Source organism: Rhodococcus sp. OS5, assembly GCF_056837585.1.
Genome location: NZ_CM166368.1, coordinates 5137275 through 5159366, shown reverse-complemented (window position 1 = coordinate 5159366; position 22092 = coordinate 5137275). Strand labels below are relative to the sequence as shown.

General features: G+C 63.3%; 23 protein-coding genes. 11 read left to right on the top strand and 12 right to left on the bottom strand.

Annotation, left to right across the window (positions count from 1 at the left end):
• Positions 1–148 precede the first annotated feature (148 nt).
• The 4 genes from ACVZUB_RS23990 to ygfZ form a co-directional block, all read right to left on the bottom strand.
• Positions 149–352, bottom strand: a complete 204-nt coding sequence (locus ACVZUB_RS23990; protein ID WP_003940337.1) for a DUF3073 domain-containing protein — start codon at positions 350–352, stop codon at positions 149–151.
• Between the two features lie 202 nt (positions 353–554).
• A complete protein-coding gene (locus ACVZUB_RS23985; RefSeq protein ID WP_003940365.1) occupies positions 555–1508 on the bottom strand; it encodes an asparaginase in 954 nt (317 codons plus the stop codon).
• Complete coding sequence (locus ACVZUB_RS23980) at positions 1505–2173, bottom strand: MOSC domain-containing protein (RefSeq protein WP_030535239.1); 669 nt, start codon at positions 2171–2173, stop codon at positions 1505–1507. The genes ACVZUB_RS23985 and ACVZUB_RS23980 overlap by 4 nt, the downstream gene beginning before the upstream one ends.
• The gene (gene ygfZ, locus ACVZUB_RS23975; RefSeq protein WP_007733828.1) at positions 2170–3291 is read right to left on the bottom strand and encodes a CAF17-like 4Fe-4S cluster assembly/insertion protein YgfZ; all 1122 of its coding nucleotides are present in this window, start codon (positions 3289–3291) and stop codon (positions 2170–2172) included. Before ygfZ ends, ACVZUB_RS23980 begins: the two co-directional genes overlap by 4 nt.
• Before the next feature lie 79 nt (positions 3292–3370).
• Between ygfZ and ACVZUB_RS23970 the strand changes: the two genes are divergently transcribed.
• The 5 genes from ACVZUB_RS23970 (at position 3371) to cydC (ending at position 10366) form a co-directional block, all read left to right on the top strand.
• On the top strand, positions 3371–4234 hold the full coding sequence (locus ACVZUB_RS23970) for an aminodeoxychorismate lyase (RefSeq protein WP_007733829.1): 864 nt from the start codon (positions 3371–3373) through the stop codon (positions 4232–4234).
• 154 nt (positions 4235–4388) lie between these two features.
• Positions 4389–5888, top strand: a complete 1500-nt coding sequence (locus ACVZUB_RS23965; RefSeq protein ID WP_065351344.1) for a cytochrome ubiquinol oxidase subunit I — start codon at positions 4389–4391, stop codon at positions 5886–5888.
• A gap of 9 nt (positions 5889–5897) precedes the next feature.
• On the top strand, positions 5898–6941 hold the full coding sequence (cydB, locus tag ACVZUB_RS23960; RefSeq protein WP_003939727.1) for a cytochrome d ubiquinol oxidase subunit II: 1044 nt from the start codon (positions 5898–5900) through the stop codon (positions 6939–6941).
• Between the two features lie 58 nt (positions 6942–6999).
• Positions 7000–8688, top strand: coding sequence for a thiol reductant ABC exporter subunit CydD (cydD, locus tag ACVZUB_RS23955; protein ID WP_118606518.1), 1689 nt, complete (start codon positions 7000–7002; stop codon positions 8686–8688).
• Complete coding sequence (gene cydC, locus ACVZUB_RS23950; protein ID WP_482627825.1) at positions 8678–10366, top strand: thiol reductant ABC exporter subunit CydC; 1689 nt, start codon at positions 8678–8680, stop codon at positions 10364–10366. Before cydD ends, cydC begins: the two co-directional genes overlap by 11 nt.
• A gap of 251 nt (positions 10367–10617) precedes the next feature.
• Here the strand turns inward: cydC and ACVZUB_RS23945 are convergent, their stop codons facing one another.
• From ACVZUB_RS23945 to ACVZUB_RS23910, 8 genes are all read right to left on the bottom strand, one after another.
• Complete coding sequence (locus ACVZUB_RS23945) at positions 10618–11640, bottom strand: hypothetical protein (protein WP_482627824.1); 1023 nt, start codon at positions 11638–11640, stop codon at positions 10618–10620.
• Between the two features lie 144 nt (positions 11641–11784).
• Complete coding sequence (locus ACVZUB_RS23940; RefSeq protein ID WP_172827035.1) at positions 11785–12390, bottom strand: heme-binding beta-barrel domain-containing protein; 606 nt, start codon at positions 12388–12390, stop codon at positions 11785–11787.
• A gap of 291 nt (positions 12391–12681) precedes the next feature.
• Entirely contained in the window at positions 12682–12987 is a 306-nt protein-coding gene (locus tag ACVZUB_RS23935; protein WP_003939797.1) for a DUF1416 domain-containing protein, read from the bottom strand.
• 2 nt (positions 12988–12989) lie between these two features.
• Positions 12990–13823 carry a sulfurtransferase gene (locus ACVZUB_RS23930; RefSeq protein ID WP_003939859.1) on the bottom strand — a complete coding sequence of 278 codons (834 nt, stop codon included), beginning with the start codon at positions 13821–13823 and terminating at the stop codon, positions 12990–12992.
• Between the two features lie 74 nt (positions 13824–13897).
• A complete protein-coding gene (locus tag ACVZUB_RS23925) occupies positions 13898–14368 on the bottom strand; it encodes a DUF4395 domain-containing protein (protein WP_073512792.1) in 471 nt (156 codons plus the stop codon).
• A gap of 131 nt (positions 14369–14499) precedes the next feature.
• Entirely contained in the window at positions 14500–14586 is an 87-nt protein-coding gene (locus ACVZUB_RS23920) for a putative leader peptide (protein ID WP_350318872.1), read from the bottom strand.
• 10 nt (positions 14587–14596) lie between these two features.
• The gene (locus ACVZUB_RS23915; protein WP_073512761.1) at positions 14597–15073 is read right to left on the bottom strand and encodes a thioredoxin family protein; all 477 of its coding nucleotides are present in this window, start codon (positions 15071–15073) and stop codon (positions 14597–14599) included.
• Positions 15070–15849, bottom strand: a complete 780-nt coding sequence (locus ACVZUB_RS23910; RefSeq protein WP_003939847.1) for an LmeA family phospholipid-binding protein — start codon at positions 15847–15849, stop codon at positions 15070–15072. The genes ACVZUB_RS23915 and ACVZUB_RS23910 overlap by 4 nt, the downstream gene beginning before the upstream one ends.
• 141 nt (positions 15850–15990) lie before the next feature.
• Here ACVZUB_RS23910 and ACVZUB_RS23905 point away from each other — a divergent pair, with 141 nt between their 5' ends.
• The 6 genes from ACVZUB_RS23905 (at position 15991) to pstB (ending at position 21857) form a co-directional block, all read left to right on the top strand.
• Entirely contained in the window at positions 15991–16743 is a 753-nt protein-coding gene (locus ACVZUB_RS23905; protein ID WP_003939728.1) for a winged helix-turn-helix transcriptional regulator, read from the top strand.
• 1 nt (position 16744) lies between these two features.
• Positions 16745–17644 carry a mycothiol synthase gene (mshD, locus tag ACVZUB_RS23900; RefSeq protein ID WP_073512762.1) on the top strand — a complete coding sequence of 300 codons (900 nt, stop codon included), beginning with the start codon at positions 16745–16747 and terminating at the stop codon, positions 17642–17644.
• 193 nt (positions 17645–17837) lie between these two features.
• The gene (gene pstS, locus ACVZUB_RS23895; RefSeq protein ID WP_482628550.1) at positions 17838–18956 is read left to right on the top strand and encodes a phosphate ABC transporter substrate-binding protein PstS; all 1119 of its coding nucleotides are present in this window, start codon (positions 17838–17840) and stop codon (positions 18954–18956) included.
• 62 nt (positions 18957–19018) lie between these two features.
• Complete coding sequence (gene pstC, locus ACVZUB_RS23890) at positions 19019–20110, top strand: phosphate ABC transporter permease subunit PstC (RefSeq protein ID WP_007733846.1); 1092 nt, start codon at positions 19019–19021, stop codon at positions 20108–20110.
• 3 nt (positions 20111–20113) lie between these two features.
• Positions 20114–21022, top strand: coding sequence for a phosphate ABC transporter permease PstA (pstA, locus tag ACVZUB_RS23885; RefSeq protein ID WP_081558356.1), 909 nt, complete (start codon positions 20114–20116; stop codon positions 21020–21022).
• A 58-nt stretch (positions 21023–21080) separates the two neighbouring features.
• Positions 21081–21857, top strand: coding sequence for a phosphate ABC transporter ATP-binding protein PstB (gene pstB, locus ACVZUB_RS23880; protein WP_003939968.1), 777 nt, complete (start codon positions 21081–21083; stop codon positions 21855–21857).
• Positions 21858–22092 lie beyond the last annotated feature (235 nt).

Sequence of the window (22092 nt, the reverse complement as noted above, 5' to 3'; positions counted from 1 at the left end):
CGCAACGTCAGCTGCCCCGTCGGAGAGATCCGGTGGGGCAGTTTTGTGTGTCCGTACAAGTAGGCGCGAGGCGGAAAATCGAACGCAAAAATGAGGAAGAGCGATCAGCTCTTCCTCATTTCACAGTCTGCGCGGTGGCAGTGCGCGGTCAACGCCGCCAGTCGTCGTAGTCGTCCTCTCGCGCATGCCCTTCCCTATCGGAAGTCTGGTCCGATCGGACACTGCTCCGATGCGAGTTGGTCGATCCACCTGCGAGCTCTCTTTGCAGGCTGTCGAAATCCGTGGTCGGTACGCTGTATTTCAATTCGCGTGCAACCTTGGTCTGCTTTGCCTTAGCCCGGCCGCGGCCCATGGCTGACCCCCTCGCGCTTTCGCGGGGCGGCCTGGGGAATTTGGCGGCCCCGTTTGAGTGTGTAAGTTTCCTGACACACACTCTAGCGTGGAAAAGTCGCTTCCGCTTCCACGAAGGCCTCACCGCCGTGTCTGATTGCTCTCACTATGGCCGCGAGCTGCCAGGATGCTGAAAGAACTCGTCAGAACTTTGTGAGAACTGCTCAGAAGTTTCCGGGAATTGCGCGAATCGTCCCCACTCGGGCGTCGCCGCCGAAGACCGGAGCGGATGCGAGAGCCGCCAACTCCTCGGTCCACTCGGTGTTCATCCGCTTGAGCAGAGCTGCCGCCAAGGGCAGGAGCGCCCGCTCGTGACCGTCGTCGATCTTGAGGGCGAAAGCGGAACCGTCGGGAAGCGCTCCGGCGTAGATGCCGTCGTATCCGGTCTTGGAGAACAGACCCGGCACTGCGGACATCAGACGCTGATCGTTGCGGCCGGTGCCCGAGACGAGGAAGGGGTTCTCGCGGACCGCGTCGGCCACAGCTCGTTCGGGTGAGTCGGGCTCAGCCGATGGCAGGCGTCCGAATGCCCGAGCCAGGTTCGTGAGCGAGAGCGGCACGATCGGGAGACCACAACCGTCGATGCCGAGTTCCTGCTCTTCCTCGCCGCTGAGATCGAAGATCGTCTCCTGGATCGCGAGTTGGAGGGGATGAGTCGGCTCCATGTACGTCTCGAGCGGCCAGTCGTTCACGACGCACGTGGCGAGCATCGCGGAGTGCTTGCCCGAGCAGGTCATGTAGATCGGGCTGGGAAGCTCGCCCGCTGCGATCAGTTCGGCTCGGGCCAGTTCGTTGCCCGGCAGATCGGAGGGGCACTGCAACTGGTCGACACCGAGTTGGTAGCGAGCGAGAAGCGCTGCGACCAGTTCGATGTGATCGGCCTCGCCCGCATGTGAGGACGACGCGACGGCCAGCTCTTCCGGGCTGGTGGGTGCAAAGCCGTTACGAAGCGCAGCGACGGCTTGCAGCGGCTTGTTCGCCGAGCGCGGGTAGATGGGTGTGTGAATTTCCCCGAGTCCGACAACGACCTCGCCGTCGGCGCCGAGAATGACGGCCGATCCGCGATGCACGCATTCGCGGAATCCGGAGCGGACCACTTCCACCAATTCGATACTCACGAGTGCACCTGCGCTTCTGCTTGTTCGATGAACCTCTGGACGCGCGCGGTGACGTTCGGTGCAAGGTCGGTGTGTTCTGCGAGGAGCCGTCGAAGCCGCTCAGGATCCGTTCCGGCGAAGACCTCTCGAACAGTCACTCCGTGATCCGGTACGTGGACTCGGGTGACCGAATCGCCCGCGGCGATCGTGCCGGTCCGGTTGACGCGAAGGTAGGCGCCGACGTCGGTCCGCTCGGTGAATCTTTTGACCCAGCCCTTTTCCGCGGCCCAGATGCCGAAGGTGCCGCACGGGACGCGGGGCGCGGTCACCTCGAGTTCGAGAACGTCCGACGCCTCGGCTCCGGTGATGTGCCAACGCTCGCCGATCACGGCGTCCGTGACGAGCATCCCGCTGATGTGAAGATTCTCGCCGAACCATCCGGGGCCGAGAGGTCGGCCCAATTCGTCCGACCAACGCTGCGCTTCGTCGCGCTGATACGCGTAGACAGCTTGGAAGGCACCGCCGTGGAACTCGGTGTCGCAGACGTAGTCGCCACCCAGACCGAGTCGTCCTACCGCGACGCGGCCGTCGACGGGACGCTTGTCGATCGCGGTACGGGGGACTCGCCTGACGCCACTGTCACGTTCGGTGTGGACGACGCAGACCGCGTCGACCGTGCCCGTCACTTTCCGCGCAATCGGTTGACAGCCTCACGTCCGGCCTGGGGTGCGTCGTCCGCGACGATCGAATCCGGATCGATGGACGCAGCGCTGGGGCCGGCCATCAGTTCGGTGTCGACCGGGATGTTCCGCTTGATCAGAGCGAGTGCGATGGGGCCGAGCTCGTGATGATTGACGACGGTCCCGACGCGTCCGACGGCCCGTCCGCCCGCCGTGATCGGGTCACCCGGTTCCGGGACGGCTTCGGCGCTGCCGTCGAGGTGCAACATGACGAGATGGCGCGGGGGCTTGCCGAGATTGTGAACTCGGGCGACGGTTTCCTGACCGCGGTAGCACCCCTTGTCGAGGTGGACGGCGCCGTGCTCGGCCGGCCCACCGATCCAGTGGACCTCGTGCGGGATGGTCCGTTCGTCGGTGTCCAGTCCGAGGCGAGGCCTCGTCGCTTCGACGCGCAGTGCCTCGAAGGCCCAACTGCCGGCGGGCTTGGCGCCGGCATCGGTCAGCCTGGTCCACCACGCTGCCAGTTGCTCACGTGGGACGAGAAGATCGAAAGAGTTCTCGGTAGGCCACGGCATGCGGCGGACAAATCCGCCGTCGGCCAAGGCGTGAGCGTCGTAGGCCTCGGTGGGTGTCTGAACCTCGAGTGCGGCGAGGACAGTTGACGCTTCGGGTCCGATCAGGCTCAGGACCGCGAGTTCGTTGCCGTCTCGAGGTTCGGCCTTGGACCAGAACACCATCTTCTTCAAGAAGGAGAGAAGGTCGGGTCCGCGGTTCGCCTCGGTGTCGATCCAGGTGACACCTGCCAGGTCCGTCTGCACGAAGTGGTGCTCGACGCGTCCGTTGACGTCCAGGCTCAAGTTCTCGGCACTCTTGCCGTCGGGGAGCGCGGCGATGTGCTGGCTCGAAATCGTGTGCAGCCACGTGAGGCGTTCGTCGCCGGGAATGGCGATCACGAATCTGTGACTGCGGTCGACCACCACTGCTGCGCGCTGCGCGGTTCGCTGTTCGCCGAGGGGATCGCCGTAGTGCCACGCGACACCGATGTCGGCCGAACCGTCCGGTGCGGTGACCGCGCCGGGGGAAGTCAGAAGTGGGCTGTTGGGCACAAGAGCGTTGTCGACCACGAGACCAGTCTAGGAGTGTGGGCGGGATCGCGGTTACAGGGCGGCCCCGGCGGCTTGGCGGATCGTTAGGGTTGATGGCATGCCTGATCGCGTATTGGTGACTCTCGACCATGAGGTGCTCGATGCTGACGCACCGTTTCTGCACGCCGACGACCTGGCGGTGGTGCGCGGCGACGGAGTCTTCGAGACGCTGTTGGTACGCGACGGCCGCGCCCGGGTGGTCGAGGGACACCTGAGTCGACTGGTTCTGAGCGCGCGGGCACTCGGTCTGCCCGCTCCCGTTCTCGATGATTGGCGTCTGGCGATCGAGATGGCTGCCGAGGAGTGGGGGACCGAGAAGGAAGGCGCTCTTCGTCTTGTTCTGACCCGCGGCCGTGAGAGCGGTGACAAGCCGACAGCCTTCGTGATGGTCGGTCCGGTGGCCGATCGGGTCAGACAGGTCCGCGAATCGGGGTTGTCGGTGATGACTCTCGAGCGAGGTTTCTCTGTCGATCTCTCTGCCCGGGCACCCTGGCAGCTACTGGGCGCGAAGACGTTGTCGTACGCAACCAACATGGCAGCGCTTCGATATGCGGCGAATTTGGGTGCTGACGATGTGATCTTCGTCAGTTCCGAGGGCAATGTGTTGGAGGGGCCACGCTCGACGGTGGTGATCGTTCGGGACAGGACTTTGATCACACCGCCTCCCGCACAGGGCATTTTGATGGGCACTACGCAGCGCGCCCTGTTCGACGTTGCCGGCAGTGCTCGCTTCGATTGCCGATACGAAACCCTCCGACCTGCGGATTTGATTGCGGCCGACGGAGTGTGGATGGTTTCGAGCGTCACGCTGGCCGCACGCGTCCATACACTCGACGGGCTCACATTGCCAGAGCCGAAGGTCTCCGGGGAATTCGCTGAATTGGTTGAACGTGCAATTGATTCGGATTCAGCAGGGCGATAGGCGAATAGGAATCGCGACAGGTCTCTACTACATTTGGTAGTAGCAAAGTCCTGCGGTCCAAACCGGACAGCAGTACCGTGTCCGCAGGGGCCGAGCGACTGCCCGCGTCTCGAACCCCGAAGCCTGTCCCAGGGCCCTACTCTCGGAGTAGCCAATGGATACTTTGGACGTCTCCAGGTGGCAGTTCGGTATCACTACCGTCTACCACTTCATCCTTGTTCCGCTGACCATCGGACTTGCGCCGATGATCGCGATCATGCAGACGATGTGGGTGGTCACCAAAAAGGACCACTGGTATCGGCTCACCAAGTTCTTCGGCAAGCTTTTCCTCATCAACTTCGCACTCGGTGTAGCCACCGGCATCGTGCAGGAGTTCCAGTTCGGCATGAACTGGAGCGAGTACTCGCGATTCGTCGGTGACGTCTTCGGAGCTCCGCTCGCATTGGAAGGCCTCGTCGCCTTCTTCATGGAGTCCGTCTTCATCGGACTCTGGATCTTCGGTTGGGGCAGGCTGCCCAAACTTGTACACCTGGCGTGCATTTGGCTCGTGGCGATCGGCGTCAACGCGTCGGCATTCTTCATCATCGCGGCCAACTCGTTCATGCAGCATCCGGTCGGTGCGACGTACAACCCTGAAACGGGTCGTGCCGAGCTCACCAGTATCTGGGAGCTGCTGACCAACAACACCGCTCTCGCTGCCTTCCCGCACGCGGTTGCCGGCGCCTTCCTGACAGCGGCGACGTTCGTCGCCGGCATCAGTGGTTGGTGGATGGTGCGGAACATGCGCCGCGCCAAGCAGGCTGAGGCCGCCGAAGCCGAGCGCCTCGAAGCCGACGCACGGACGATGTACCGCCCGGCAACACGATTCGCGTTGCTCGTCATGATCGTGGCCGGAATCGGCATCATCTATACCGGTGACGTCCAAGGCAAGCTCATGTTCCAGCAGCAACCCATGAAGATGGCGTCGGCGGAATCGCTGTGCGACACCGAGATGGATCCGGACTTCTCGATCCTCACTATCGGCACTCACAACAACTGTGACAGCGTGACGCACGTTCTGAAGGTGCCGTTCGTTCTTCCATGGTTGGCCGAGGGCAAGTTCACCGGCGTCGAACTGCAAGGCGTGAACCAACTGCAGGAGCAGGCGGAGCAGGACTTCGGACCGGGTAACTACCGACCGAATCTCTTTGTCACGTACTGGTCTTTCCGCGCCATGATCGGCCTCGCCGCCGGTTCGGCAGCACTGGCTCTCGCGGGACTGTGGGTCACTCGTAAGGGGCGGGTCCCGGACCAGAAGTGGTTCGGAATACTCAGCCTGGTCGCGATCCCCACTCCGTTCATGGCGAACAGCGCCGGTTGGATTTTCACCGAGATGGGCCGTCAGCCCTGGGTGGTGCATCCCAACCCGACCGGCGTCGACATGATCAGACTTACTGTCGACCAAGGTGTTTCGGACCACGCGTCGGCTACCGTCTGGGCTTCGCTGATCACCTTCACCCTGCTGTACGGAGCGCTGGGAGTCGTCTGGTTCAAGCTGATCGTGCGGTACGCGAAGGAAGGCCCGTTGGAGCACGACATGCATCCACCAGGCGATGCAGATCATGACGAGCCGGAAGATCCGGACAAGCCCAAACAACTGTCGTTCGCGTACTAGGAGGCGATCATGGGACTTCAAGAAGTATGGTTCGTGCTCGTCGCAGTACTGTTCATCGGGTACTTCGTCCTCGAAGGGTTCGACTTCGGTGTCGGGATGCTCATGCCGATCGTCGGCAGAGGCAGTGACCTCCCGGCCGATACGCGTCGACGGGTGGCGCTCAACACGATCGGCCCGGTGTGGGACGGCAACGAAGTGTGGCTGATCACCGCCGGTGGCGCGATGTTCGCGGCATTCCCGGAGTGGTACGCGACGTTGTTCTCCGGGTTCTATCTACCGCTGCTGATCATCCTGGTGGCCTTGATCGTTCGTATCTGTGCCATCGAATGGCGAAGCAAGATCGACGACGACAAATGGCGTCAGCGTTGCGACTGGGGCATCATCTTCGGCTCCTGGGTCCCGGCAGTTCTCTGGGGCGTGGCTTTCGCGAACATCGTTCGGGGCGTGGCGATCAACGCCGACAAGCAGGTCGAGTCGGGATTCTTCGATCTGCTCAATCCGTACGCGCTGCTCGGCGGTCTGACCACCGCGCTGGTGTTCGCTCTCCACGGCGCAGTGTTCCTGGCACTCAAGAGTGCCGACGAGGTTCGTGAAGACGCCGTGAAAATTGCCGCACGACTGGCAATTCCGGCTATTCCGGTCGCCGGCGGATTCGTCCTCTGGACGCAACTCGCCTACGGCAAGGGATGGACGTGGATTCTGGTAGCCGCCGCTGCTGCGGCACTGATCGGCGTCGTCTTCCTGACGCGGGCCGAGCGCGAAGGCTGGGCTTTCGTTCTCACCTGTGTGGCCGTCATCGCCACTGTCGTGCTGCTGTTCGCCTCGCTGTTCCCGAACGTCATGCCGTCGACGCTTGATCCGGCGTACAGCCTGACCATCGAGAACGCGTCGTCGAGTCCGTACACGCTCAAGGTGATGACGTGGGCCGCGGCATTCATGACACCGGTGGTGATCATCTACCAGGGCTGGACGTACTGGGTGTTCCGACAGCGCATCTCCTCCAAGCAGATTCCGGCGTCGATCGGTCTCCGATTCAAGGAGAAGACGTGGTAGTCACGAACCCTGAATCACGACACATTCGAAACACGAAAGAACTGACGGTCGAATTCACGTGACAATCGAAGTAGGCGACGCTCCCACCACTCGGGAGCGTCGCCGGGGGCCGATCGACCCGCGGCTGTGGCGACATTCCGCTTCTGCGCGCGGCTACCTGATCCTGACTGTTGCTCTGTCGATGGTGAACGTCGTGATGGTCATCGTCGCGGCGCTCATGATCGGCCGGGTGCTGGCCGGAGTGATCACCACTCGAACTGTGGATGTTTCCTCGTGGACAACCGAATTGGTTGTTCTCGCCGCAGCTGTGGCGGTCCGAGTTCTGGGGACCTGGCTGCAGACCAGGTATGCGCACCGGGCGTCGACTCGCGTCGTTGCCGAGATCAAGAACGGCGTGCTGACGTCGGCGACGGCGATGAGTCCTCGCGATCTGGATCCGCGGCGTGACGAGATCGCGACCGTGGTCACCCGAGGTGTCGACGGCCTTGGTCCGTACCTGACGGGATACCTTCCGGCCCTGGTCTTGTCGGTGACGCTGACACCCATCACCCTGATAGTCATTGCGGTGCAGGACATGACGTCTGCGGTCATCATCTTCGTGACGCTGCCGCTGATCCCCATCTTCATGATTCTGATCGGCCTGCTGACAAAGGGTAAGTCGGAGAAGACGCTGGCAGCGATGACCACGTTGTCTTCGCAACTGCTCGATCTCCTTGCCGGTTTGCCGACGCTGCGGGCGCTCGGTCGTCAGCAAGGTCCTGCCGAGCGCGTCCGTGAACTCGGTGACGCTCATCGGAGAACGACGATGTCAGCTCTCCGCGTCGCGTTCCTGTCCTCGATGGTGCTGGAACTGCTCGCAACGCTCTGCGTCGCGTTGGTGGCCGTGAGTATCGGCTTGCGACTGGTGTACGGCGACATGTCACTCGAGCCGGGGATAGTCGCGTTGATCCTCGCCCCCGAGGTGTACCTGCCACTTCGGATGGTGGGAACCCAGTTCCACGCCGCCGAGGACGGAATGGCGGCAGCCGACAAGGCATTCGAGGTTATCGAGGCGGATTCTGCCGCGCCGGAGGGTGGTAGCACGACGGTGGTCGCTCGAGGCGCCGACATCGTCTTCGACGGACTCGGTGTGGCCTCTCGTGGGGGAGTCGCACCGTCTCGACTTTCCGCCGTGGCATCGCCAGGGGCGATCACCGTGCTCACCGGTCCCAACGGCTGCGGCAAGTCGACGGCAGTGCACGCGCTGCTCGGGTTGATCGAACCGAGCAGTGGGCGTGTGACGGTCGCCGGCGTCGATGTCCGAGACCTGGACGAGCACGCGTGGTGGAGTCAGTTGGCCTGGCTTCCCCAGCATCCGGTCCTCCTACCCGGCACCGTTCGTGAAAATCTCGATCTCACCGGGGTCGTCGATGCGCAAGCACTGACCCACGCCGCTGCTGCGACGGGATTCGACGCGGTACTGGCCGAGCTGCCTGCGGGCGTCGAGACCGTGATCGGCGTCGGCGGTACAGGTCTGTCTTTGGGGCAGCGGCAACGGCTGGCACTGACACGCGTGCTTGCCTCGGACCGCGCAGTTCTTGTCCTGGACGAACCCACCGCTCACCTCGACTCGGATTCGGAAGGGACAGTGTTGGCTTCTCTGAGAGCACGGGCGGAGCGTGGCGACACCGTTGTCGTGATCGGCCACCGTCCGAGTGTGCTTGCCGCAGCTGACCGGATCGTCGAGGTGCGCGCTCATGAGAAGTGACGCTCACGATCCGCTTCTGCGTGCTCTGCGGCTACTGGAACTTCGGCCACGACGCGTACTGACGGCGGTAGCGGCGGGTGTGGCAACACTCGGTAGCGCACTCGCCTTGGCCGCGCTGTCCGCATGGTTGATCACGCGTGCTTGGGAGATGCCCCCCGTTCTCGATCTCAGTGTTGCGGTAGTTGCCGTACGCGCATTGGGAATCTCACGTGGTGTCTTCCGCTATCTCGAACGATTGACGACGCACGACGTCGCGTTGCGCGGAACCACCGCGGCGCGATCGAGGATCTACCAGCAGTTGGCCGCAGGAGATCCCGCGGCAGCAGCCGGACTACGACGCGGTGACCTGCTCTCACGTACGGGCGCCGACGTGGATGCACTGGGCGACGTCGTCGTCAAAGCACTGATCCCGATTGCGGTCTCGATTGTCCTCGCGTTTGCTGCGGTGGGAATCCTGTTGTTCATCTCGGTTCCGGCCGCGCTCATCCTGGCTGTTGCGCTGGCGGTGTCCGGGATCGCGGCACCCTGGCTTTCGGCTCGTGCTGCTCGTCTCGCCGAGGCCGACAGTTCTGCTGCCGCAGCGCGATTCAGTGAGTCCGCGGTGACCGCCCTCGACCATTCCGCCGAGCTCCGGGTATCGGGTCGCTTGGATCAGGCGGTGAGCGAGGCTGTGTCCGCCGAGAACGAGGTGGTCGATGCAACCGATCGCGCGGCGGTACCGAGTGCCTTTGCCGCCCCGGCGACGCCCCTGGCAATCGGCGTGAGCGTCCTCGGTGCCCTGTTGATCGGAATTACGCTGTACGGAACCACCGACATGTCACCGATGTCCATGGGAATCCTTGTACTGCTTCCGCTGTCGGCTTTCGAGGGAACCGCGATACTGCCCAGCGCGGCGGTGGCATTGACCAAGGCGCGGCTGGCGTCGGCACGCATCATGGCGGTACTCGATCGAGCCGACGCCGAACACGTTGAAGGAAATCGTGCGTGGCCGGAGGACGGGGTCCTGAGTGTGCACGCGTTGCGGGCGGGTTGGCCCGGGGGAAAGGTGACCGAACCGCTGTCGGTGGATCTTCCTCGCGGTGCTCGTGTTGCCGTCGTCGGCGAGAGCGGATCCGGAAAGACCACCGCGCTGATGACGATGGCGGGACTGCTGCCGCCTATCGCGGGAACAGTTCGCGTTGGCGGAGTGGATGTTTCGGAAGTCGATCCGGCCGAACTGCGCAGGCACGTCGGGTACTTCGCCGAAGACGCACACCTCTTCGAGACGTCGGTACTCGAGAACCTGCGCGTTGCGCGGGGTGACCTCACCGCCGAGGACGCGGAGAAGGCACTTGCCGCAGTTGGTCTCGGCGACTGGCTGTCGGAACTGCCGGGAGGGCTCGACACCTACCTGGTCGGCGGCATGCGAGCGGTTTCGGGCGGTGAGCGTCGTCGGTTGCTGTTGGCGCGCGCGATCGTCTCGCCTGCGGAGGTGCTGCTGCTCGACGAGCCGACCGAGCACATGGACGCGGAGGCGGGCGATCAGTTGCTCCGCGAGTTGCTCAGTCGCGACGCAACGCTGGTCGATTCTTCGCGAACCGTTGTTGTCGTCACCCACCAACTTCCGGACGGCACAACAGCTGACCAGGTGATATGCGTCGGAAGAGTTTCTGTGGAAAATACGTTGCCGTCATCGTGAAGTGGGCGTACTTTCTCCTGTACACAAGGAAGGAGGTGGTCTGAAATTGAAGTACAGACGGACGCGTGAGGTGGCTGCCAGCTAGCCGCAATCGCTGATGGAATTCACTTACCGCGTGAGCGGCCGGCGAATCCCAGGCAGCCACCCGACCCCCGAGCCCCCGATCAGTCCGACCGGGATCCGCGCGAAAGCGTGGGTGTGGCTCGGGGGTCGCTTCGTGCCGTGCGCCTTTATCAACCCCCGGCGGTTAATTAAGGCGCACAGCGTGGACAAGGATTAGGCCCCCACCATCCACCGCGCTCGAGGATCGCTCTGACCTCGGCTGCAGTTCGGCACGAGGCCCCCTCCACCTCCTCCCAACCGAAGACCAGTGTGGCGTTGCCTGACAGTTCGGATGCGTTTCCTCGCCGACGATCCCGCAGCGCAGTCGCCCGAGAAGAGTGGAAGGCAAATCCGTCGAGTCGAACGATCAGTGCGACACCGCAATTGCGGTAGTCGACGTCCTCGTAGAAAGTTCTCCCATCGACGAGGACCGGCGATTGCCGTCGTGCTTCCGGCAAACCGTGTGCTCGCTCGACCTCGATTGCGTAGCGATGCTCGAGTACCGACTGGACACCGCGATCCAACAGGTCCAATGTCGAGGACAGCGCTTTGACATATCGCCTCGGCCGTCGGCATTCCATTCGGGTGCGCAATTCCATCCGTGACACTTTGCACGCCGTGGCCGAGCGAACCAGAGAACGAGCGGCGTCGCGAGCCGACGGCTCTGCAACCGCCAGGTCAATTGCGGTGTCGGCCAGCGAAGTACGAGCAGGCTGAGTGGCAACGCCGATGTGGGCCTGAGCGCGTGAACGATGAACGATCACTCCGGGATGGGCAGTGGACCACCCCAACGGAACGGGGCGCGCCGGGGAGCGTTCGGGTCTGACCGTCGGACTCTGACAGCGCGAGGATCTGCCGTATCGGACCGTGATGTGGACCGGCAGTTCGGACTCGATGTGCGTGAGTCCCCACTCTTCAGCTGCCGTCCGGTGACTCAGGTAGGTCTCTCCGCCGCCGAACAGAAGGGCGGCCTCGAGAATCATTGCTCGGTTGAGCGGGCCGTTGGTGCTGGATTGAACGCCGTGGAGGACGGAAGTCCATTGACCCGATTCGACCAGATGTTGGATGCGCCGCGGTGAATAGCCGAAAGGGCGTAGTTGTTTATTGGTCGCGAGTCCGTGTTGGAAGTCGAAGAGTCTTCGGAGATCAGGATCGATGTAGTCGCAGCTCATGCGAATACCGTCAGATCGCGGACCGACAAGAATCGGTCGAAGATGCCGCTCCGAAGCCCGCCTGTGGAATTTGTCGGTGCCTGTGGATAAATCTGCTGTGCGCCTTTATTAACCGCCGGGGGTTAATAAAGGCGCACAGCAGAGCTAGCCGATGTAGCGCGTCAGGCGGGCCGAGAGACGCGGTTCCAGGCCACCGTCAGACATGATCCGCTCCTCGACGTACGCGAGGTCGCCGCCTTCGACGATGCCGTACAGACGCTTCGCGCCGCCGTACAGTGCACCCGACTGGCTGCGGATCACCACGTCGGTGGCAAGTTCCCACGACGCCTGGGTGAGTGCGCGCCCGTAGTACATTTCGACGACACCGGAGCTGTGGCTGAGCAGGAGTTCGACCACTTCCTGGTTGACGCTGCCCGGGATGCCGTCGCCGCCCATGCGCCAGTAACCGCTCTCGCGCAGATCGGGGCTCACGTACTTGCCCTCGGCGTCGAGGCGCCAAGATCTGGACTCCCAATTGAGGTAGGGGCCGCCGTCGTGCGAGATGACGATCTGCTGACCGAAGGCGTAGTCGCCGTTCTCGTCGTGTCCTTCACCTTCGCCGCGCCAGACACCGACGAGGGGGAGAAGCGCGAGGAGTTCGGGATTGATGTCCGGGCCGAGGCGCAGGTTTGCGGTGTCCTCCGGCAACGGAAGGTCCGGCAGGGTCGGAATGTTGAGCGACGCCGTCGACTTGGAGCGCTCGACGGCGATGGCGACAGCTTCGTCCCCGCTGCCGCGCCTTACGGCACCTGCAGCGGCGGAATCGTCAGCGGTCGCGTCGGACCCTGAATCCGGAGCCTGACTCACGACTCGTCGGTGACCAAGCGGTACACGACGTACACGGAGAACCAAGCGATCATGACGGATGCGAGTGCGAGGAGTACCTCGAAGAAAATGACCACGGGTACATCTTAGACCGCGGCGACCGACCGGAAAAATCGGGAGCCGGAATGCAGAAGGCCCCGCACCGGAGGGGTGCGGGGCCGCCTGACAAAGCAGGAATTACTTGCTGACGGTCACGTCCACGTTGTGCACGCCCGAGCCCTCGGGAGCGACGGTGGAGGTGCCGTTGCCCGAGCTGGACAGTGCACGCACGGTCCACTCGCCCGGAGCGGCGAAGAAGCGGAAATCGCCGGTTCCCGATGCCACGACCTCGGCTGTGAACTCTCCGGAGCCGTCGAGCAGACGCACGAATGCGCCTCCGATGGGCTGGCCGTCAGCTGCGAGAACGCGGCCGGTGATGACCGTTTCCTTCTCGACGTCGACGCCGGCAGGCAGGGTCTGGCCCTGGGTAGGTGCTCCACACATGATCAGGCTCCCAATTCGATCGGTGCGCCGACGAGTGAGCCGTATTCGACCCAGCTGCCGTCGTAGTTCTTGACGTTGTTCTTGCCGAGGATCTCCTGCAGGACGAACCAGGTGTGGCTCGAACGCTCGCCGATGCGGCAGTAGGCGATCGTTTCCTTGGTGTCGTCGAAGCCCTTTTCCGCGTACAGCTTGGCGAGGTCGTCGTCCGACTTGAAGGTGCCGTCCTCGTTGGCGGTGGTGCTCCACGGGATGTTGATGGCTCCGGGGACGTGGCCACGCTGCTGCGCCTGCTCCTGCGGAAGGTGGGCGGGAGCGAGGATCTTGCCCGAGAACTCGTCAGGGCTACGAACGTCGACGAGGTTCTTGCTGCCGATGGCGTCGATGACCTCGTCGCGGAAAGCGCGGATCGAGAAGTCGGGGGTCTCGGCCTTGTACTGCGTGGCTTCGCGGTTGACTGCGTCCTTGGAGAGCGGGCGTCCGTCGAGTTCCCACTTCTTGCGGCCGCCGTCGATCAGCTTGATGTCCTGGTGGCCGTACAGCTTGAAGTACCAGTACGCGTAAGCGGCGAACCAGTTGTTGTTGCCACCGTAGAGAACGACGGTGTCGTCGTTCGCAATGCCTTTGGCGGAGAGCAGATCCGAGAACTGCTCCTGGTTCAGGAAGTCGCGTCGGACGCCGTCCTGGAGGTCCTTGCGCCAGTCGAGCTTGACTGCACCCTCGATGTGGCCGCCGTCGTATGCGCTGGTGTCCTCGTCCACCTCGACAAAAACGGTCTTGGGGGTGTTGAGGTTCTGCTCAGCCCAGTCAGCGGAGACTAGGACGTCGGAGCGAGCCATGGTGTTCCTTTCGATGTGGTCTTGCATCGGTCGTTATCTAGCAGGGGTTCAGCAGGGTTGTGGGGCAAGCGTTTTCACGCGGTGGTAGCGCGGCCGGTATTCCGCAGCCTTGCGACGAGTGGATAGATCTGGCAGCCGAGGCAGATGCCGAACGCGGCGTTGAGCAGGGCCGCGAACAAGGCGAAGCCGGTGGCAACGGTGCCGACGATCGTCGACCCGGCCAGGAAACCGACCGTGCCTGCCAATGCGAAGACGAGGCCGACGAACTGCGCGAAGCGCAGCGGTGCCACGGGTTCGCGTTCGCTGACCGGCGAGAGTCGCGGGGCGACGAGCTTGCCGAAGATCTGGCCGTACGGGCTGCGCTTGGGGCCGAGTACCGCTCCGACCGCGAAGACTATGGCCTGCAGTGCGAGAACGACGGTGGCGGCGGGCAGTGAGAAGGTCGAGAGGATGAGCGTGAGTACGAGAACGCCGGTGGTGACCCACGCGGCGAATCGAGGTCCGCGGACGTCGACCTGCTCGAGCTGGGGTGTGGTTGTGGACATCGGGAGTGCTCCTGCGCTGGATTGCATGATGCTGTGCCTGGACCGAGAAAACGGGACGTCAAAGTCCCACTCGGTGGATTGATCACGTGAGCGAAAGCTCGAAGGTCAGAGAGATCTGACGGATGTGGTGATCAGCAACAGGTACAGCAACAGCCCCCGAGGCGGCACAGGTCTACTGCGCGGCGTCGGGTGAGCATCAGCTCGTGGCGGGTTTGCACGTCGGCGAGTTTACCCCGAATTCTCGGATTTTGGCTCGTGGGGTCCGGATAGTGGTACGAGTGCAGCTTTCAGATCGGCTGCGGATGGCACTCCGGACACCCGGAACTGTTCCTCCAGGCCACCGTCGAGGATGAAGGTGGTGGGCAGCGAGAGGACACTCATCTCGCGTGCCAGAGCCGGTTCCTGGTCGATGTCGAGCTCGATCTCCACCGGCGGACGGGGAGCGTCGGCCATCGAGATCACGACCTGACCGACGACGCGGCGTACTGCGGCGCACGGTCCGCACCAGTCGGCAGAGAAATGCAGTACGACGGGTCCGCCGTTCGGCGAAGAGACTCCAGCGGCGCGGAGCAGTTCGAGGCGACTGTCCGCCGCGCCGGTCGCGGCCGGCGTGGTGACTCGGACCTTTCCGTTGCGCGACTTGAGAAAGAGCCCGACCGCGACGACGGCCACCAGCGCGACCAGCAGAATTGTGATCCCGGTCATCGGTTCTGCAGCTCTGCGAGATCGATCGTCGTGTTTTCGGCGCTGCCCTCGATCACGATTCTTCCGCCTTCCGCGTAGACCAGGCTCGGCTGAATTCCGTAGGGAAGTGCCTGCGGATCGATCGTGTAGCTGAACAAGCCGAGGACGACGGGTTCGAGTGCTGCGGGGATCGAGAAATCGGCTTTGCCCTCCGGACCGAAGTACAGATTGCTGGCGACGATCTTGACCTGCCCACCTTCCAGAACGAGGTTGGCCTGCACGCTCACTGCAGTCTCGACCGGACCGACGGCAACCGTTCCCGTCAGCACGACGGCGCCCGCGGTGCTCGCTCCGGTTCCGCCGCTGCCCCCGGTGCCATCCGACTTGTTGGCCGGCGGCGAAGATACCTGCAGGTCAGGGATATTGAGCAGCTTTCCGAGGTCGGTGGCGTTGATTCCCATCCGGCCGTCGAGTTTGTCGACGGGGAGTTGGGTGACATTGCCGTTCACGATGTCGGAGAAGGGAACGGTGACCCCGCGCAGATCGGCCTCGACGGTCACTTCGCCCACCACGTCGCTCTGGACGCCGGTAGCTCTGACGTAGACGTCCTTGTATTTCCCGCCGAGTGCCTGGGTGAGGAAGGGGAACCCGTTGAAGGTGACCTCCGGATCCGACTCGAGTGATGCGCCGGTTCGGAGCTCGCGGGAAACCCGGTACTCGGCGTACGCGGCCGCGCCGAAATCGGCCACCAGTCCGAGGCCGAGGAGAAAGACGATGCCGATGATCAGTTTGCGCACCGCACCATTGTGACGGACTCCGGTCGGGGTTCGATGCGACGGCCCCGGTACCAGGCACGCTAATGTAGGGACCGACCAAAAGCGTCGAACTACTCGAGCGTTGCCCTCACGGGTTGCGCGGGCTACTAGATAGGAGGCCGTGTGGAACTGCTCCTCCTCACCTCCGACCCCAACCCGGAAGCTGTACTACCGGCGTTGGCGTTGCTGGCGCACTCGGTTCGGCCTGCCCCCACAGAGGTTTCCTCGCTACTCGAGGCAAGTTCCGCGGACGTGGCATTGGTGGATGCGCGCACCGATCTGGCTGCCGCACGCGGGTTGTGTCGATTGCTCGGAAGCACAGGATCCGCAGTACCTGTGGTCGCCGTCCTCACCGAAGGCGGACTCGTTGCCGTCAACGCCGACTGGGGGTTGGACGACATCCTGCTTCCCGGTACCGGTCCGGCTGAGGTGGACGCCCGATTGCGGTTGTTGGTCGCCCGCAGCGGCGGTGTGGCCAGTCCGGAAGCGTCGGGAAAGATCACGCTGGGCGAACTGGTTATCGACGAGGGGACGTACACGGCACGACTGCGTGGACGGCCCCTTGATTTGACTTACAAGGAATTCGAGCTGCTCAAGTACCTCGCGCAGCACGCCGGACGGGTATTCACCCGGGCGCAGCTGCTGCAGGAAGTGTGGGGCTACGACTTCTTCGGCGGCACCAGGACGGTCGACGTCCACGTGCGTCGTCTGCGGGCGAAACTCGGCACCGAATACGAGTCCTTGATCGGTACAGTCCGAAATGTCGGATATAAGGCAGTGCGTCCGACCAGGGCCAAGGGTGGCGCAGCTGCTCCCGTTCAGTTCGAGGACGACGAGGACGTCGACTACGACGCGGCCGACGGATCGGTGGTCTGACGTGGGTTGGACAGATTCACTGCCGGCTGGATTCGCCGAGCAGGTTTCCGCGCTTCTCGATCGCGCAACCGAGTTCGACGGCAAGGCGCCCGTGTCGGAACAGGGGCGCCATGCCGTTGCCGGGCGCGGCGGCGCGCGACACTTCCTCGAACTCGACGGCGATGCAGTCGTCGGTTATGCGCAGCTGCAAGCCGGTTCGGACGAGCATCCCGACATGGCGGAGTTGGTGGTCGACCCGCAGGCGCGGCGCCGCGGCATCGGAACCAGGCTTGCCGCAGCGGTATTCGACGAGGGCCGGCCGGGCACGCGTGTCTGGGCGCACGGAAACGTCGACGCCGCAGTCGAATTCGCCAAGAGCCGCGATCTGGTCAGCGTTCGTGAACTCCTGCAGCTGCGTCGACCACTCGATGCTCCGCAGCTTCCGGAAATCGTTGTGCCCGAAGGTGTGACGATTCGGACGTATGGTGGACCCGAAGACGATTCCGAGATCCTTCGCGTCAACAATGCGGCCTTCTCCTGGCATCCCGAGCAGGGTGGCTGGACCCAGGCGGAGATCGACGAGAGAACGGCCGAAGGTTGGTTCGACCCTGCTGGTCTGTTCATGGCGTTCGCGGACACCGATCCCGATACTCTTCTCGGCTTTCACTGGACCAAGGTGCACGCACCCGAAGGTGACGATCCGGAGCTGGGGGAGGTGTACGTCGTGGGGATCGATCCCGCGGCGCAGGGACGAGGTCTCGGCCGAGTGCTGACTCTCGCGGGCATGCATTACCTGCGTGATCGCGGCCTCGGAACCGTCCTTCTGTACGTCGAAGGCGACAACACGGCCGCCCTCCACACGTACGAACGACTCGGCTTCGATCGGTTCCACGTGGACATGGCTTACGCCCGCGCGCTCTGACGTCACAGTCGGACACGCAGAAATGTCCAGTCTGTTCATTCTCCGTTAACCATGTGTGGTCCAGCCGGACACCGCGCCCGCCTACTTTTCTCTGTGGGCAGCGCCGTGTTGCCTGATGCAGATTTCAATCATTCTGCGTCTCATGTCGCCGCCCGATCGTGGGCGTGGCGGTAGCGATTTCCGGAGGATCTTGGTGAATCTCAAGCGCAGTGGTGCCCTGCTCGGTGTAGTGGCCGTGGGCGCCATGACCTTGGCCGCATGTGGCAGCGACAACAACTCGTCGTCGACGGGTGTGGACGCGTCCGCATCGAACGCAACGTGCGAAGGCAAGAGCAACCTCTCTGCCGCTGGTTCCTCGGCACAGAAGAACGCCATGGACCAGTTCGTCGCCACTTACATCTCCGTGTGCCAGGAAAAGGGCAAGACGGTCAACGTCGCATACAACCCCAGCGGTTCGGGCGACGGTCGTACACAGTTCATCGCCGGCCAGATCGACTTCGCCGGCTCCGACTCGGCCATCAAGGACGAGCAGGCCGACAAGGCCAAGGAGCGTTGCGTCGGCGGCGAAGCCTGGAACCTTCCCCTCGTCTTCGGCCCGATCGGAGTTGCATACAACCTCGACGGCGTCGACAAGCTCGTTCTCAACGCAGAGGTTCTCGCGAAGATCTTCAACGGCGGCATCACCAAGTGGAACGATCCGGCAATCGCCGCGCTCAACTCCGGTGCATCGCTTCCCGACGAGAAGATCACCACCGTGATCCGCTCCGATTCCTCGGGTACCACCGACAACTTCCAGAAGTACCTCGACGCGGCATCGAACGGTGCTTGGACGTCGGGCGCAGGGTCCGACTTCACCGGTGGCGTCGGTGAGGGCGCCAAGGGTTCGGCGGGCGTTGCACAGGCAGTTGCCACGGCACCGGGTTCGATCACCTACGTCGAGAAGTCGTTCGCCGATCAGAACAAGCTCTCGGTTGCCGAAATCAACACCGGCTCCGAGGCAGTCGCACTGACCAACGACACGGCCGCGAAGTCGATCGCAGGCGCGAAGTTCAAGTCCGACGCAACCGGCGACCTGACGCTCGACCTCGCGTCGATCTTCAAGACCAACGAAGCCGGCGCCTACCCGCTGGTTCTCGCCACGTACTCGATCGTCTGCTCCAAGGGCTACGACGCGGACACCTCCGCAGCAGTGAAGTCGTTCCTGACGAGCGCGGCCAACGAGGGTCAGGCCAACCTGGCCGAGCAGGGTTACGTCCCGCTGCCGTCCAACGTCCAGGATCGCCTCAACGCGTCCATCACGGCAATCAGCTGACCTAGAGACTCGTGCGGACAAGCTCATGGATCTACATTCAGACGTGAAGGAAGTGAGCGCGCATGAGTGACGCGCCCATCACCTCGACATCTCGTTCTCCCGGCCCCGCAACCAGCGGGGCCGGGGTGGGCGGTCCGAACGGCACCACGGAGGACACGATTACTTCCACCAAGGCTCCAGAAACCGAGCATCCTCCGAAGGGTGACGGTCCGGGTAGCGGCAACAGCAAGACGGTGACCCGTCCGGGTGACCGCATCTTCAGCTCGCTCGCCTCCGGTTCGGCAATCTTCATCACGGTTGTCATCGCGGCGATCGGCGCGTTCCTGATCTGGCGTGCTGTTCCTGCTTTGAGCCGGAACCAGGTCAACTTCCTGACCAGCCGTGAATGGGTCACGCAGAACATCAACGCGATGGCGTTCGGTGTCCTCGATCTTTTCCAGGTCACGGTGTTGGTCTCGCTGTTCGCACTGGTGCTCGCGATGCCGATCGCACTGGGCATCGCGATCTTCCTGACTTCGTACTCACCCAAGTGGCTCACGCGGCCACTGTCGTACACGATCGACCTTCTGGCAGCTGTGCCGTCCATCGTCTACGGCCTGTGGGGACTTCTCGTCTTCGCTCCGGCGATCACCCCGGTCGCGGTGTGGCTCAACGACACTCTCGGCTGGTTCCCGCTCTTCGCCGACGGCAGCGGATCGATCACCGGCGGCGGCACCATCTTCACCGCAGGCATCGTCCTCGCCGTGATGATCCTTCCGGTCATCACCGCAGTGACCCGCGAGGTGTTCATCCAGACCCCGCGATCACAGATCGAAGCCGCACTCGCCCTCGGCGCCACGCGCTGGGAAGTTGTGCGCACCACGGTCATCCCGTTCGGTAAGTCCGGCTACATCAGCGGCTCGATGCTCGGTCTCGGACGCGCACTCGGTGAGACGATGGCGCTCTACCTGATCCTGCGCACCACCTCTCAGGCCTTCGGCTGGTCGCTGTTCGACGGCGGCTCGACCATCGCCTCCAAGATCGCCCTCGGCTACGCGGAGTTCAACAACGACATCCAGGCAGGCGCGTACATCGCAGCCGGACTGGTGCTGTTCGTACTGACCTTCGTCGTCAACGCGGCTGCCCGCGCAGTGATCGCCGGAAAGAAGGACTGACCCATGACCTCCACTCTGGACCGGCCGGTCAAGGCCCCCACTTTCCAAGGCGTCGGAGCCCGTCGTCGTGCCAAGGACGTCATCGCGACCGTCCTGGTGAGCCTGGCAGTCGTCATCGCGCTCATCCCGTTGGTCTGGGTGCTCTTCACGGTCATCGCCAAGGGCCTGCCCGCTCTGACGTCGCCTACCTGGTTCACCAACTCGCTGAGCGGATTGACGGCGTCGGCCGACGGCGGCGGTATCTATCACGCCTTGATCGGCACCCTGCTGCAAGGCATCGTGTGCGCGGTCTTCTCCATCCCGCTCGGTATCTTCGTCGCGATCTACCTGGTGGAGTACGCCGACCGGAAGTCGAAGCTGGGCAAGCTGACCACGTTCATGGTCGACATCCTCAGCGGTGTTCCGTCGATCGTGGCTGCGCTGTTCATCTACGCCCTGTGGATCGCGACCTTCGGCTTCCCCAAGTCCGCGTTTGCGGTGTCACTGGCTCTGGTCCTTCTGATGGTCCCGGTCGTCATCCGCTCCACCGAGGAAATGCTGCGCATCGTCCCGATGGATCTGCGAGAGGCGTCGTACGCGCTCGGTGTGCCGAAGTGGAAGACCATCTCGAAAATCGTTCTGCCGACGGCACTTCCCGGCATCATCACCGGCGTCATGCTGGCCCTGGCCCGCGTGCTCGGTGAGACCGCACCGCTGCTGATCCTCGTCGGCTACGCACCGTTCATCAACTTCGACCTGTTCAACGGCGAAATGGGCACACTGCCTTCCGTCATGGTCGCCGAGATGAACAACCCCACCGACGCCGGCACCAACCGCATCTGGGGCGCAGCACTGACCCTGATCCTGCTGATCGCGATCCTCAACATCGTCGCGAAGCTGATCGGTCACTTCTCACAGGTCAGAAGTAAGTGATGCGGCCTCGGAACATGTTCGTACTCAACAGCGTCAACAACTCAGTAGGGAGCCGGTAATGGCCAAGCGTCTGGATCTCAAGGACGTCAACATCTACTACGGCAAGTTCCACGCCGTCGCCGATGTGGGCCTGTCCGTCCCGCCCCGGAGCGTCACCGCCTTCATCGGCCCGTCCGGTTGCGGCAAGTCCACCGTTCTCCGTTCACTCAATCGCATGCACGAAGTGATTCCCGGTGCGCGCGTCGAGGGTTCGGTGCTGCTCGACGGCGAGGACATCTACGGCTCGAACGTCGATCCGGTCGGTGTTCGCAAGACCATCGGCATGGTGTTCCAGCGACCCAACCCCTTCCCGACCATGTCCATCAAGGACAACGTCGTCGCGGGCTTGAAGTTGCAGGGCGAGCGCAGCAAGAAGAAGCTCGACGAGGTGGCCGAGCGTTCGCTGCGCGGTGCCAACCTGTGGAACGAGGTCAAGGATCGCCTCGACAAGCCCGGTGGCGGCCTCTCAGGCGGTCAGCAGCAGCGTCTGTGCATCGCGCGTGCCATCGCGGTCTCGCCCGACGTCCTGCTCATGGACGAGCCGTGCTCCGCGCTCGACCCGATCTCGACTCTCGCGATCGAAGACCTGATCACCGAGCTGAAGAAGGATTTCACGATCGTCATCGTCACGCACAACATGCAGCAGGCTGCGCGTGTGAGTGACCAGACGGCATTCTTCAACCTCGAGGCAACCGGCAAGCCCGGTCAGCTCGTCGAGATCGACGACACCGAGAAGATCTTCTCGAACCCGACGCAGAAGGCCACCGAGGACTACATCTCCGGCCGCTTCGGATAGGTCCCGGGATCAACCCTGCACGATCATGTTTCACCCCCGTTTCCAACAGGAGACGGGGGTGAAACTTTTTGGTTGTGGTGATAGTTCCCACTCCGGTGCGCAGAGCTGAGCGTCGTTGGGCGCCCGAATAATTCGATGAGCAGCGCAAGTGCGCCGAGTGGGCGCTGAAGTAGCCGACGACGTGAATCTCGTGGATACTGACGACGCTTCGGACAATGCTAATCTCGGCCCGACA

Excerpts from the sequence above, each read along its gene's own strand:
- ACVZUB_RS23990 (WP_003940337.1), bottom strand. The coding sequence starts at position 352 with ATGGGCCGCGGCCGGGCTAAGGCAAAGCAGACCAAGGTTGCACGCGAA.
- ACVZUB_RS23970 (WP_007733829.1), top strand. The coding sequence starts at position 3,371 with ATGCCTGATCGCGTATTGGTGACTCTCGACCATGAGGTGCTCGATGCT.
- ACVZUB_RS23965 (WP_065351344.1), top strand. The coding sequence starts at position 4,389 with ATGGATACTTTGGACGTCTCCAGGTGGCAGTTCGGTATCACTACCGTC.
- cydB (WP_003939727.1), top strand. The coding sequence starts at position 5,898 with ATGGGACTTCAAGAAGTATGGTTCGTGCTCGTCGCAGTACTGTTCATC.
- cydC (WP_482627825.1), top strand. The coding sequence starts at position 8,678 with ATGAGAAGTGACGCTCACGATCCGCTTCTGCGTGCTCTGCGGCTACTG.
- ACVZUB_RS23945 (WP_482627824.1), bottom strand. The coding sequence starts at position 11,640 with ATGAGCTGCGACTACATCGATCCTGATCTCCGAAGACTCTTCGACTTC.
- ACVZUB_RS23935 (WP_003939797.1), bottom strand. The coding sequence starts at position 12,987 with ATGTGTGGAGCACCTACCCAGGGCCAGACCCTGCCTGCCGGCGTCGAC.
- ACVZUB_RS23930 (WP_003939859.1), bottom strand. The coding sequence starts at position 13,823 with ATGGCTCGCTCCGACGTCCTAGTCTCCGCTGACTGGGCTGAGCAGAAC.
- ACVZUB_RS23925 (WP_073512792.1), bottom strand. The coding sequence starts at position 14,368 with ATGTCCACAACCACACCCCAGCTCGAGCAGGTCGACGTCCGCGGACCT.
- ACVZUB_RS23915 (WP_073512761.1), bottom strand. The coding sequence starts at position 15,073 with ATGACCGGGATCACAATTCTGCTGGTCGCGCTGGTGGCCGTCGTCGCG.
- pstC (WP_007733846.1), top strand. The coding sequence starts at position 19,019 with ATGAGTGACGCGCCCATCACCTCGACATCTCGTTCTCCCGGCCCCGCA.
- pstA (WP_081558356.1), top strand. The coding sequence starts at position 20,114 with ATGACCTCCACTCTGGACCGGCCGGTCAAGGCCCCCACTTTCCAAGGC.
- pstB (WP_003939968.1), top strand. The coding sequence starts at position 21,081 with ATGGCCAAGCGTCTGGATCTCAAGGACGTCAACATCTACTACGGCAAG.